At 60.8% G+C, this 13,086-nt stretch carries 10 protein-coding genes; 6 read left to right on the plus strand and 4 right to left on the minus strand.

Annotation, left to right across the window (positions count from 1 at the left end):
- The first annotated feature begins 30 nt into the window (after positions 1–30).
- Entirely contained in the window at positions 31–945 is a 915-nt protein-coding gene (locus tag NW827_RS01260) for a tetratricopeptide repeat protein (protein ID WP_414362704.1), read from the plus strand.
- Here the strand turns inward: NW827_RS01260 and dxs are convergent.
- Positions 914–2,875, minus strand: coding sequence for a 1-deoxy-D-xylulose-5-phosphate synthase (gene dxs, locus NW827_RS01265; protein WP_414362703.1), 1,962 nt, complete (start codon positions 2,873–2,875; stop codon positions 914–916). The two genes, NW827_RS01260 and dxs, sit on opposite strands and share 32 nt — an antisense overlap.
- Before the next feature lie 174 nt (positions 2,876–3,049).
- Here dxs and cysK point away from each other — a divergent pair, with 174 nt between their 5' ends.
- On the plus strand, positions 3,050–4,027 hold the full coding sequence (gene cysK / locus NW827_RS01270) for a cysteine synthase A (RefSeq protein ID WP_414362702.1): 978 nt from the start codon (positions 3,050–3,052) through the stop codon (positions 4,025–4,027).
- An 18-nt stretch (positions 4,028–4,045) separates the two neighbouring features.
- Here cysK and ileS read toward each other — a convergent pair whose 3' ends face one another.
- A complete protein-coding gene (ileS, locus tag NW827_RS01275; protein WP_414503253.1) occupies positions 4,046–6,811 on the minus strand; it encodes an isoleucine--tRNA ligase in 2,766 nt (921 codons plus the stop codon).
- 715 nt (positions 6,812–7,526) lie between these two features.
- Positions 7,527–8,369: a hypothetical protein gene (locus NW827_RS01280; RefSeq protein WP_414503245.1), complete on the minus strand. Its 843-nt coding sequence runs from the start codon at positions 8,367–8,369 to the stop codon at positions 7,527–7,529.
- A gap of 114 nt (positions 8,370–8,483) precedes the next feature.
- Between NW827_RS01280 and NW827_RS01285 the strand changes: the two genes are divergently transcribed.
- Both NW827_RS01285 and NW827_RS01290 read left to right on the plus strand, forming a co-directional pair.
- A complete protein-coding gene (locus NW827_RS01285; protein ID WP_414362700.1) occupies positions 8,484–8,858 on the plus strand; it encodes a rhodanese-like domain-containing protein in 375 nt (124 codons plus the stop codon).
- A 169-nt stretch (positions 8,859–9,027) separates the two neighbouring features.
- The gene (locus NW827_RS01290; RefSeq protein ID WP_414403760.1) at positions 9,028–10,875 is read left to right on the plus strand and encodes an aminopeptidase P family protein; all 1,848 of its coding nucleotides are present in this window, start codon (positions 9,028–9,030) and stop codon (positions 10,873–10,875) included.
- Between the two features lie 54 nt (positions 10,876–10,929).
- On the opposite strand, the gene NW827_RS01295 is transcribed toward NW827_RS01290, so the two are convergent.
- Positions 10,930–11,652 (minus strand): Crp/Fnr family transcriptional regulator, encoded by a 723-nt coding sequence (locus NW827_RS01295; RefSeq protein WP_414403761.1) that lies wholly within the window; start codon positions 11,650–11,652, stop codon positions 10,930–10,932.
- 196 nt (positions 11,653–11,848) lie between these two features.
- Between NW827_RS01295 and NW827_RS01300 the strand changes: the two genes are divergently transcribed.
- Positions 11,849–12,511 carry a sigma-70 family RNA polymerase sigma factor gene (locus NW827_RS01300; RefSeq protein WP_414362697.1) on the plus strand — a complete coding sequence of 221 codons (663 nt, stop codon included), beginning with the start codon at positions 11,849–11,851 and terminating at the stop codon, positions 12,509–12,511.
- Positions 12,508–13,080 (plus strand): anti-sigma factor family protein, encoded by a 573-nt coding sequence (locus NW827_RS01305; RefSeq protein WP_414362696.1) that lies wholly within the window; start codon positions 12,508–12,510, stop codon positions 13,078–13,080. The genes NW827_RS01300 and NW827_RS01305 overlap by 4 nt, the downstream gene beginning before the upstream one ends.
- Positions 13,081–13,086 lie beyond the last annotated feature (6 nt).

Consider the following 13,086-nt stretch of genomic DNA (forward strand, 5'->3'; position numbering starts at 1 on the left):
ATGGGCATGGCCTGTTTTTGCGTGGGTGTCATGCCGCCACTGGTATTCCGGCTACCTGTCCGGTTTTTGCTAACCTTGCCGCTGGGCTTTGCCCTGGGGTTGGGGGTAGGGAGAGGGGATCCTGCTCGAGCCCAAGTGTTGCTGCACATTCCCCTACCCAATGGGGAGTTGATGCGGGCCCAGGGGCTGCAACTGGCTACCGATGCGCTGCGGCTGGCCCAGTTTGGCCAGACAGAAGAGGCGCTGCGCCGCCTGCAACTGGCGGTGGCCATGGTGCCCAACTCTTCCGAGCTGCTCTACGTTTTGGGCAACGTCTATCTGGAGTTGGGGAACTCTGACCAGGCCGTGCAGGTGCTGCAGAGGGCCCGCGCTCTGGCTCCGCAGGATGGAGATGTCCTCTACTCGCTGGGAGCGGCTTACTTGCGACAGGGCAGCTACTTTGCCGCCGCCGAGGCCCTGGAGCGGGCGGTCACCCTGCAGCCGGATAATCCCAACGCCCGCTTCCAACTGGGCAATGCTTACCTGATGCTGGATCAGTGGGATCCCGCCCGGCAGGAATATGAGAAGACCCTGGAGTTGGATCCCGCCTACTGGCCAGCCATGAATAACCTCGGCCTAGTGGACTACGAGCAGGGGGATCTGGAAGCAGCCATCAAGCGCTGGGAACGCACTCTCGAGATCAACGCTGCTGTGGCAGAGCCCTACCTAGCCCTGGCCACCGCTCTCTACGTGCGCGGCGACACCCAAAGGGCAGAGGAGTTGGCCGCCAAGGCTGTGCGTCTGGATCCCAGCTACGCCCGGCTAGAGGTACTGCGGGAAAACCTGTGGCGGGAGAAACTGCTCCAAGATGTGCAAGTTCTCCTGCGAACGCAGGCGGTTGCCAAGGCTCTCCAGCAGGCTGCTGTTGACCAGTTCAACCGCCAGATGGGCCTTGCAGCAGAGTAGCCCGGGATCCCGCAGCCCCTGGCTTCTGCAGCTTCTCAAGCTTGGCTCGGATCCGCTCGGCAATGCCAACACTGTTGAGGCCAAGGTCTGCTAGGGACTCTTCGCGGGTGGCCTGTTCCACCCAAATATCCGGCACCCCCAGCCGCAGGAGCGGTACTCGAATGTCAGCGTCCAGCAGAACTTCTCCTACTGCTGAGCCAAACCCGCCCAGAAGGCAGCCTTCTTCCACCGTCACCACCAGGCGGCTTTGCTCAGCTAGGGGCAGGATTAGCTCGGTATCCAGGGGCTTGGCAAAGCGGGCATTGACTACAGTGGTGGAGATGCCGTGCTCTTTGAGAAGCTCCGCTGCCTGCAAACTGGGGTACACCATTGACCCATAAGCCAGGATTAACACATCGCCGCCGCTGCGCAGCACCTCAGCTTTGCCAATAGGGATGGGCTCCCAGCCATCTTCTGCCAAGGGCACCCCAACTCCAGAGTCGCGCGGGTAGCGCATGGCGATGGGGCCTTGGGTGTACTGGATCCCGGTCACCACCATCCGCTGCAGTTCCGCTTCGTCTTTGGGGGCCATCAGCACCATCTCAGGAATGCAGCGCAGATAGGCAATATCGTACATACCCTGGTGGGTGGGGCCGTCAGGGCCGACCACGCCCGCCCGATCCAAGCAGAAAAAGACCGGCAGCTTTTGAATACAGACATCGTGGATAATCTGGTCGTAGGCCCGCTGGAGGAAGGTGGAATAGATGGCCACCACTGGACGCATCCCCTCACAGGCCATACCGGCAGCCAAGGTAACAGCGTGCTGCTCGGCAATCCCCACATCTATAAACTGATCCGGCAGCTTTTCCTTGAGTTTGTCCAGACCCGTGCCCGTATCCATGGCCGCCGTGATGCCAATAATACGGGGATCCCGCTCCGCCAGTTTGCAAAGAGTATGGCCGAAGACCTTGCTGTAGCTGGGGGGAGTGGGTTTGGTGGGAGGATAGGGTTTGCCGGTAGCCAGGTCAAAGCGGGATTGGGCGTGATAGCTCACCTGCTCCGCCTCGGCAGGGGGGTAGCCTTTGCCTTTAACCGTAGCCACATGCACCAGCACCGGTCCGGAGAGACCATGGGCCAACTCAAAAGCATCCAATAACTCCGCCAGGTTGTGCCCGTCCACCGGCCCCACGTAAGTAAAGCCCAGCTCCTCGAAGATAATGCCGGCCTTGTTGTTCTGCACGGCAGTAACCAGCTTCACCGTTTCCTTCATGCGGTCAATTTCCGGGCTGAGGCTGGAGCCAACCAGAGGCAGATTCTTGAGCTGCTCCTCCAGGCTGTCGGTCAAAAACTGCACCGGCGGGCTGAGGCGCAGGCGGTTTAAATAGCGCGGGAGCGCCCCCACATTGGGGGAAATCGACATGCCGTTGTCGTTGAGGATCACCATCAGGTTGGTCTTGGGCAGGTGCCCGGCGTGGTTGATGGCCTCATAGGCCATGCCCCCCGTCAGGGCGCCGTCACCGATGATGGCCACCACCTTGAAGTTTTCCCCCCGCCGATCGCGGGCAATGGCCATGCCCAGGGCTGCCGAGATGCTAGTAGAGGCGTGGCCGGCCCCAAAGTGGTCGAAGCGGCTCTCACTCCGCTTGAGGTAGCCAGAGATCCCCCCCTTCTGGCGGATGGTGTGGAAGTTGTGGTACCTGCCAGTAAGCATCTTGTGGGCGTAGGCTTGGTGCCCCACATCCCAGATCACCTTGTCGCGATCCAGGTCCAGGGTTTTGTAGAGCGCCAAGGTTAGCTCCACTACCCCCAATCCCGGCCCCAGGTGACAGCCGACTGGGGAGTTGGCAGCCGTTTGCAGGTGTTTTTCGCGGATCTGCCGGGCTAAGCTGCGCAACTGGCCGAGGTTTAGGTTGCGGAGCTGGTTGGGGTGAGTGATTTCACTCAGGTGCATAGAAGACGAGTCCTTTTGGTGTAATCCCACTCTAAATCATCCTTTTCCCAAAGTGGCCGGTTGCCCCAGCCACCTCCTCAGGTGGCCGACAGCGGCCAGGGATCCCTTGGTAGGGTTAGCATCGGACAAAGGCCCAGCTTCTCGAGGTGGCCTTGAATTGGCTTGTTGTTGCCTATGAGGATTGCCGATAACATCACCCAACTCATCGGCCGCACACCCCTGGTGCGGCTGAACCGGATCCCCCAGGCAGAAGGCTGCCTGGCGGAGATTGTGGTCAAACTGGAGAGCTTCAACCCAGCGGCCTCGGTAAAAGACCGCATTGCCGTCAGCATGATTGAGGCAGCTGAACAAGCCGGCTTAATTGCTCCGGGTAAGACCATTTTGGTGGAGCCCACCTCCGGCAACACAGGTATTGGCCTGGCTATGGCGGCAGCAGCCAAGGGCTATCGGCTGATCATTGTCATGCCTGAGAGCATGAGCCTGGAGCGGCGGCTGCTGTTGAAGGCCTACGGAGCAGAGGTGCACCTGGCCAGCAGCGAAGGTGGCATGGGAGAGGCCATCTGGAAGGCAGAAGAGATCGTGCGCCGCACCCCCAATGCCTACATGCTGGGCCAATTTACCAATCCTGCCAACCCGCAAATCCACGCCCGCACCACCGGCCCTGAGATTTGGGAGGACACTGATGGCCAGGTGGACATCCTGGTGGCGGGGGTGGGCACCGGCGGCACCATCACAGGGGCGGGCGGGTTCCTCAAGAGTAAGAAACCCTCGATTCGGCTGGTGGCCGTCGAGCCCAAGGCAAGTGCTGTTCTAAGTGGAGGGCGGCCCGGCTTCCACCGCATTGAGGGCATTGGGGCAGGGTTTGTGCCCGAGGTCTTGCGGCGCGACCTGCTGGATGAGGTGATTGCGGTAGATGACGAAGAGAGCATGGTCTATAGCCGCCGCCTGGCCAAAGAAGAAGGGATCCTCTCCGGCATTTCCACCGGGGCGGCCCTGGCTGCCGCTATCCAGGTGGGGCGGCGACCGGAAAACGCTGGCAAGCTGATTGTGATGATCCAGCCCAGCTTTGGCGAGCGCTACCTCAGCACTCCCCTTTTCCGCGACCTGGAGCGGGAGTCGGCCTCCCGCCTGCCCCAGTCTTTGGTTAGGTAATGCCCGGCCCGGTCCTGCTTAGAACTCGCCAGCCAGGGCCGCTACGCAGCGCTCGCACAGCTCGGGGTGTTCAGCAAATTCCCCCACGCGAGGGGAGTAGTTCCAGCAGCGCACGCATTTCTTGCCCTCCGCCCGCTGAACGGCAACCTGCAACTCTGCCTGCTCAGGCTCTGCCTTGATTAGCTCCACCTGGGAAGTGATAAACAGGTAGCGCAGGTCAGCTGCCCGCTCCTCCAGAAGAGCATACAGGTAGGGATCCCCTACCTTGAGGAGGAGTTTGGCCTCGGTGGAAGCGCCAATAAGCTTGGCGGTGCGGGCCTGCTCCAGCGCTTTGTTCACCTCCTGCCGCACTGCCCGCAGCTTTTCCCAAGTGGCCGCCAGCTGGGGATCCCGCCAGTGCTCTGGGAGCTGCATCCAGCCCCCTTCAAACACTGAACGGGTAGGCTTGGGGTAAGGCAGGTAGCTCCAGATTTCTTCTGCTAGGTGGGAAAGTACGGGGGCGATGGCTTTGGCCAAGTTCTCCAGCACCAATGCCAGCACCGTCTGACATTGCCGCCGCCGCCGGCTGCGGGCGTGGCTGATGTAGAGGCGATCCTTGGCAATATCCAGGTAGAAGTTGGAGAGATCCACCACACAGAAGTTCTGAACCGCTTGGAAAAAGCGGTAGAACTGGTAGCTTTCAAAAGCTGCAGTGACTTCCTCCCCCACCTCCTTTAGGCGGTGCAGGAGGTAGCGGTCCAACTCCGTCAACGCTGCAAAGGGAACGGCATCCTGAGCCGGGTTGAAGTCATAGAGGTTGCCCAGCAGAAAGCGGGCCGTGTTGCGGATCTTGCGGTAGATATCCGCCATCTGCCCGAGGATGGTCTTGCCCAGGGGCACATCGCCGGAGTAGTCCACGCTGGCAACCCACAGCCGCACCACATCGGCGCCATAGGCGGGATCCGTCTGGGGGTTGCTGCCGCCGTTGATGAGCACCATTGGGTCGATGACGTTGCCCAAAGACTTGCTCATCTTCTGGCCCTTTTCGTCCAGCACAAAGCCGTGGGTGAGCACCGCTTTGTAGGGGGCACAGCCGTTGACGGCCACGGAAGTCAGTAAGCTGGACTGGAACCAACCCCGGTGCTGGTCGGAACCCTCCAGGTAGAGATCCACTGGGTAGCCCAACCCGCGGGCCTGGGCCACCGCCGCCCAAGAAGAGCCGGAGTCAAACCAAACATCCATAGTATCTGTGCCCTTGCGGTAGGTGCGGCCATTGTGGCGGTACTGCTCCGGCAGCAACTCTTCCACCGGTCGCTTCCACCAGGCGTCGGATCCCTCCTGGGCAAAGATGGCTTTGATGTGCTCGAGGGTCTCGGCCGTGAGCAGAACCTCGCCCGTTTCTTCGTCGTAGAAAACAGGGATCGGTACGCCCCAAACCCGCTGGCGGGAGATACACCAGTCCGAGCGCTCCTTCACCATGGCGGTGATGCGGTTTTCCCCTTCCGGCGGGATCCACTTTACGGTTTTGATGGCCTGCAGGGCCAGCTCTCGGAAGCCGGCTACAGACGCAAACCACTGCTCGGTGGCGCGGAAGATGGTTGGTTCTTTGGTGCGCCAGTCGTAGGGGTATTTGTGGTGGTAAGGCTCCTCCTTGAGCAGGGCGCCGGCAGCCTGCAAGGCCTTAATTACGGCCAGGTTGCCGCTGGTCTCCGGTTCTTTGGAGAGCACATCCAGGCCGGCAAACTGGGAGCCGGCTTCCGCTGTAAATCTCCCCCGCTCATCCACGGGGCTGAGGATGGGCAGGCCGTACTTTTGGCCGGTTTTGAAGTCTTCTTCCCCATGCCCCGGCGCTGTGTGGACAATGCCGGTGCCGGACTCGGTGGTGACATAGTCTCCCAAAACACAGAGGCTAGGGCGGTCAAAGAGGGGGTGGCGTCCCTGGCAGTATTCCAGAGCCGATCCCGGCAGCGTGGCCTTGACCTCCAGAGGGGTCTCCAGAACTTTCTCCAGCCGCTGCCGCAGCTCGGCAGCAATGAGCAGCAGACCGAAGTGGGGAGAATCCACCACCGCATAGGTGAGTCTGGGGTTAAAGCAAAGGGCCAGGTTGGCCGGGATCGTCCACGGGGTAGTCGTCCAGATGGCCACCCGCAAGCCCGGCAGGAAGGGCTCCAAAATCGGCTGTGCTGCTGGAGTGAGGCTCTGCAGAGGAAAAGCCACGTAGATGCTGAGGGAGACGTGGTTGTCGGGATATTCCAGCTCCGCTTCTGCCAAGGCCGTCTGCGAGCTGGGGCTCCAGTGGACAGGCTTGAGGCCGCGGTAGATGTAGCCTTTGAGGGCCATCTGACCAAACACCTCGATCTGGGCCGCCTCGTACTCCGGCGAGAGGGTCAGGTAGGGCCGATCCCAATCCCCCCATACCCCCAGCCGCTGAAAACTGGCCCGCTGCACGTTGACATAGTGCAGGGCGTACTCTCTGGCCTTTTGCCGCAGTTGCAGGGGGGTAAGGCTTTCCCGCTCCTGGGGGGAGAGGCTTTGCAGTACCTTTAGCTCAATGGGTAGGCCGTGGCAATCCCAGCCAGGCACATAGCGCACCTTGCGCCCCCGCAGGATGTGGTACTTGTTCACAATGTCTTTGAGAATCTTGTTGAGGGTGGTGCCCATGTGGATGTCGCCATTGGCATAGGGCGGCCCATCGTGCAACACAAAGGGATCCCCGGGATTGGTTTCCGACAGACGCTGATAGATCTGTTCTTCCTGCCAAAAAGCTTGGATGGCGGGCTCCCTCTTAGCGGCCTCCGCCCGCATGGGAAACTGGGTTTGCGGCAGGTTGAGGGTACTCTTGTAGTCCACGGCAACTTGTTGATCAGGCTAAAGGGTGTCCTTCTATCCTACGCCGTTGCTCTCTCCTCAGCGGTGTCTCCTGAGATCCCCTTCATTGAAGCCCTTTTGGGGAGAAGGGATCCAGCCCGCCCTCTTGGTAAAGGTAAAGATTCGTGCTAGCCTCAGGATGTCGTTGAGGAAGGGAGGTTCCAGGGGATGCCAGAGAGTAGTTCGTGTAAGGGTCGTCAAGTTGGGTTCAGCCGGCTGTGCGCCGGGGCTGTTCTCTAACGGCCTGAACTCAGATCCTTAGCTTGCTGAGGAGTCTTCGCGTTCTGGCTCGCTTGGAGTTCCTCCCGGCAGTCAGGTTCCAGTTGAAGGCCCGCTAGACCGCTCTCTCCTGGACCGCCTGTTTCTCCTCGGTGGTGGGTGAGAGCGGATAGTTTTTTGAGGAGTTTCCGCTCCAGTAAGCCCAACTCTTTGCTAGGTTGCTTCAAGAACCTTCCTCTCTGGCTCATCACTGTACCTGCAAGGTCAGTCTTGGAACCCAGCCACCCCTACAAGGGCTATACACAACGGGGTTGCCGGAATCTGGCGCCTTCCGTGTCTGCTTGTGGAGGGACGACCGGATCCCGTTGAAGCGTTGGCAGAGCGCGGCGTAAGCCATGCAGCCTGTCCTGTCAGCAGGAGGGTCGGGAGTAGGTCACGGTTGGACGGTAAGGCGCCGGCTCTCGACAACAAGGCCACTTTGGTTAACCAGCATCACCGAGATCCACCGAGCGCCCGGTTCTGGGGGGGCATCTGCCTGTAGAAAGAGCCCGCCTGCCTGCAGAGGTTCAAGGGCAAACGAAGTGAGATCCAAGTAGCCGCCTGCAGCGACGGGTTGCTCATCGACAGCGCCCAGCAGCAAGGACTGGGTGAGGGGTTCTGCCACAATAGCCTGCAGCGAGTAGGTGGATCCTGGCTTGACCGCCTCGGGCAACTTGAAAGTAACAGTGGGAGGTGCCGAGCCGGAGAGGAGGGTGCTAGACTCCCGCAGGACTTCTTGGTCTACGAGCAGCAGTTGTCCTGGATTGGCCACATCCGGGCGGTAGCGGTTGCGCACCAGGGCGGCAGCCTTGACCTGAAACTCCCCCCGTGCTGAAGCTTGGGATCCCTGCACTTGGCTGGCGATCTCGGCCACGATCTCAGGGCCCACCTGCCGCCAAGAGACAATTTGAGCCGAGTAGGTCAATTGGGGATGGGCCTCCCACAGCTGGCGAATAGCTTCCTCCACCTCTTGTCGATCCAGGCCGTCCCGGTGGCGAAAGTCGGGGCTATAGCCAGCCATTACCCCTGGCAAGTCGCGGCGGTTGGCAGCGTCTATCTGCTTTTGCAGCCACTCTACGAGCGAGGCTGGCGGCGGGCTAGAGACTTGCCGTTGGATCCCGCTTTCTAGGCGGACGGGGGCAGCTTGAGCCGGCAGCTTGGCAGGGAAAGGGATCCCCCAGCTCAAAGTCAGAGCAAGGAACCCAAGCAGTTGGGAAAGGGTGAATCGAGAGCTCAAACTGGAGCCTCCAGGGGGCAAATCTGCCCTTAGTTTAGCTTGCTGAAGGTTTAGTGTTCCCAACGCGATTGGGCCTGGGTTTATCCTGGGAACTGGGTTCTCTGGGAGGTGTGCATGGCATCCCACCACTCTCCTGCTTTCCTGGCTTTGGTTAACGAGGCCAAAAGCCGCATCCAAGAGCTCACCGTTGAACAGGTGAGGCAAAAACAACTGCAAGGGGATCCCTTCTACCTAGTCGACGTGCGGGAAGAGTCGGAGTGGCAGGCCGGCCACATTGTCGGCGCCATTCACTTAAGCAAAGGCATCATCGAGCGGGATATCGAGAAGGTGATTCCAGATAAAGAAGCCGAGATTGTCCTCTACTGTGGTGGCGGCTTTCGCTCGGCGCTAGCAGCCGACAACCTGCAGAAAATGGGCTACCGCCGCGTGATCTCCATGGACGGCGGCATCCGCGCTTGGCGAGAGGCTGGCTTTCCCGAAGAGCGCTAGAACCTAGCCCCTCTCCTGGAGGGGGTTCGCGGTTTCGGTGCTAGTTGGGAAAAGCAGTGCACCAGGTCGCTGAAAAACACGGCGCAGAAGCCCTTGGCTCCTGCTTTGTAGTCCACCACCAAGTAGCCGCTTCCTCTATGTTCCGTCTGCTTTCCCAAAGAGAACTATATTGGTCTCTAGGGCCATCGGCCCAGATCTCCCTCTTGTCCCTGCCATGCTCCAAACCCTGCCCCGCTTGGATATTGCCGCCCGTTTGCAGCAGTTGCGCCAGCTTTTGCAGGAACAAAATCTGGATGGGTTTTGGGTGCCCTCGGCTGATGAGCACCTCAATGAGTATTTGCTGGAATACCGCAAGCGGCGGCAGTGGATTACAGGCTTTACCGGCTCGGTGGGGGATGCTCTGATTAGCCGGGACAGGGCCTGGCTGTGGGTGGATCCCCGCTACCACGAGCAGGCGGAGCGGGAAGTGGATCCCAACCTGTTTACCGTCATCAAAGGCGGCCTGCCGGAGCAGCCCAGCCTGATGGAGATTGTGGAAGAGCTGGGATCCGGCTTTCGCCTAGGAGTGGATCCCTTCACAGTATCAGTGGCCACCTACCGCCAGTTGCAGACCCACGCCCAAGCCGGGGGGGTGCTACTGGTGCCGGTTAGCGAAAACCCGCTGGACAAGCTGGCCAAGGAAGCTAGCCAAGCCCTTTTGCAGCAACCCATCTATCCTGTCCCTGCCCAGCTCTGCGGGGCTACTGCCAGCGACAAGCTGGCCCAGGTGCGCCAGGAGATGCGTCGCAAGCGGGTGGGATTGTTGCCCCTAACCAAGTTGGACCAGGTAGCTTGGCTGTTTAACCTGCGCGGCTCTGACATCCCCTACAACCCAGTGTTCCGCGCCTACGCGCTGGTCGCCCTGGAGAGGGTTGCCCTGTTTACTGACCTGGAGCGCCTCACGCCCTCGGCTCGGCAAATGCTGGTGGAAGCCGAGGTCGAGCTCTGGCCTTACGAGGCCTACCCGGAACAGCTGCCCCAGTGGGCCAAGGGCTACGGGCCGGTGGGATTGGATCCCAAGCAGACCACTCAGGGCACCCAAGAGCTGCTGCAAGGGATCCCCTGTCGCGAGCTGGATCACCCTGTGGAGGCCCTCAAGGCGGTGAAAAACCCCACTGAGCTGGAGCAGATGCGGCTAGCTAACCGCAAGGCCAGCCGGGCCAAGATCCGCACCCTGGCTTGGATTGACCGGCAAATTCAAGCGGGGATCCCCATCAGCGAAGCCGATGTGGCGGCCACCATGGCAGCCCACTACCGCGAGGAAGGGGATTGGGTGGGCCTGAGCTTTAACACCATTGCCGGGGCCGGCGCCAACAGCTCCATTGTCCACTACGGCACCCCGGATCCTCAGAAGTTTTTGCAGCCAGGCGAGTTGTTTTTGTTGGATTCGGGATCCCACTACCTGGGGGGCACTACCGACGCTACCCGCACCATCTGGATTGGCCCGCAACCGGCAGATCCCTTGTGCCAGCGGCGCTACACCGAGGTGCTTAAAGCCCACATCCAGTGCGCCCGCCAGATCTTCCCCCCGGATACCTACGGGGTCTCCTTGGATGGCATTGCCCGCTCCAGCCTCTGGCAGGCAGGGCTGGACTATGGCCACGGCACCGGCCACGGTGTTGGCGCCTTCTTGAACGTCCACGAGGGGCCCAATGGGATCCACCGCCGCGCCACCACCCCCTTCAAGGTAGGCATGATCACTAGCATTGAGCCGGGCTACTACCAGCCGGGCTGGGGTGGAATTCGCTTGGAAAACCTCTATGAAGTGGTTGCCCTTCCAGAGCCGGAGGGCTGGATGGCCTTTCGCTCCCTAACTTGGATCCCCTTTGATAGGCGCTTGATTGACTGGGATCTGCTAGACAAGGCGCAACAGACTTGGCTTGAGGAGTATCACCGCCAGGTTTACGCCCTGCACCAAGCTAGCCTGTCGGAAGAAGAGGCCGCCTGGCTAGCGTGGGCCTGCGGCCTTGCCAAGTGACCTTGCAGGTACAGGGTGGCGTGCCCCTACTAGCTTTCCCAGGCGCAGCCCCAGCTAGAGCAGGCGGGTTGCCTCCACCAACTTAGCGTACTGGACCAGTAGCAGAGACTGCTGGTCGGGCAGCGGCTGAATAACCCCCTGCTGCTGCAGGCGTTCTAGCACCGCTGCCACTGTTTCCCTGCTAACTCGGCTGATATCGGCCAAATCCTGGGGCGGTGGGTAGAGGATGCGCATCCCCTGGCCAGTCTTCTCGCCAAAGGCTTCCGCCAGGTACACCAGCGCCTGCACCACCCGCAGCGGGGGGCTTTGTTGATCCAGATCGGCCTGCAAATTGGCTAGGCGCAAGCGACGGGAGAGGCTGCAGGCCAGTTGGTAGCACAGACGCGGCTCCTGGAGCATCAGCGCCTTGAAAGCTGCCGCCGGGATCCCGGCAGCCCGCAGCGGGGTTAGGGCCAGCACATCCCGCGAGCGGGGAGCTTCATCCAGCACGGCCATTTCCCCCACCCAAGCGCCCGGGCCAAGCAGGGCTAGGGTTTGGGTGCCATCCTGCATCCCTTGGGCGGTGCGGATCCGCCGCGCCCGCCGCACCTTGGCCCAGCCGGAGAGGATTAGGTAAACGACGTTGCCCCAGGCCTCCTGCATCAAGAGCAGCTGCCCTGCCGGGATGTCCCGCAGCCTCACCTGGGATCCCAGCCACTGCAGAGACGTTGCCGAAAGTTCCGCCAGCATTGGCACTGCCTTGAGCTCAGAAAGAACAGCAGCTGCCTCGGAAGTCATGGGGATGGGCGCCCACTCTACCGCAAGCCCACTGTAGCCCAGTTGCCAGCTCGAGAGCTATCCTGCAAGGGCACTCTCGCCAGTTCAACCCCTCGCCCTTTGCGCCAAGATCTAGGAAGGGAACCCGCTTTTCTTGAATTCGTCTGGTAAGCAGAAGGGATCCCTCTGCTATTGTCCTCCTGCTCCATGGCTGCTTATGGATGCTGTCCTCGACGACCTCAGTGGCCAGCGCTGGTCGGCTTCAGTAAAGGACGAGCCTGTGCCGCCAGAAAAGCTTGCTGATCAAGAGCTGGTACTGCTGTGTCAGCAGAGATCCCAGCCCCACCGCGAGGCCTTCGCCGAGCTCATACGCCGCTATCAAGCCTACGTAGACAAGGTTCTCTACCACCTTGCGCCCAGCTGGCCAGATCGCCAGGACTTGGCTCAGGAAGTTTGGATCCGAGCTTATCGCAACCTAAAACATTTGCAGGAACCAGCAAAGTTTCGCAGTTGGCTGGGCCGGATTGCCACCAATCTGTTTTATGACGAGCTGCGCAAGCGCAAGCGTCAACAGCCAACCCTTTCTTTAGATGCCTCGATTTCAAGGCAAGAGAGTGAGATGGAATGGGAACTGCCCAGCAATAGCCCCGGCCCCCATGACCACCTCACCACCTGCGAGTTTTACGAGCGATTGCACCAAGCTGTCCACGATCTGCCCGAGGTCTTTCGCCAAGCTCTCCTGCTGCGAGAAATTCAGGGGATGGCCTATGAGGAAATTGCAGAGATTACGGGGGTATCTTTGGGTACTGTTAAATCCCGCATTGCGCGGGCCCGCGCCCGCTTGCAATCCATCCTGAAACCCTACCTCAACGGCGAATGACCATGTTTTGCCCCAACCCTGACCGTGAGAAGGCCGCCTCCCTTTCCCCAGCGGAGCTACCGCCAGTGGAGGAGTGCTTTGAACAGTTAAGCGCCTACCTAGATGGGGAACTGGCTCCCCAGGAGGCACGGCAAGTGGAGGATTGGCTGGCTAGCAATCCCCAGGCGCGGCAACTGTATAGCCAGCTGGCGGCTTTACAAGCTGGCTTGGCCAACCTCAAGGCGCCAACCTCGGATCCCGTTCAGACGGAGTTGCTAATTAGCCGTGTGTTCGAGAAGCTGGAGCGAACGCCAGCGGTTGCTCTAGGGTGGCGGCGCTGCAGCGGCTTTCCCTGGGGACAAGTGGCAGCGGCTGTGGTGGCCTTGGCGGGAGCCGGCTGGGCAGGCTGGCGCTGGTTACACCCTCAGCCCTTGGTGTCACTGGAGGAGCCGCCGGTGCGGGTGGCCATGGTGCCAGCCTCTGCCCGGCTTGCCCAGCGCTACCTGTTCGAGCCAGGAGAGAAGCAAGACGCCTACTCAATTTTGTTTGAGCCGCTGCCCAACTCTCCAGCTGACTTGGGCGGGGAGTAAGGCTTG

The organism is Synechococcus sp. H70.1, from assembly GCF_047502705.1.
Taxonomy (GTDB): Bacteria; Cyanobacteriota; Cyanobacteriia; order Thermostichales; family Thermostichaceae; genus Thermostichus.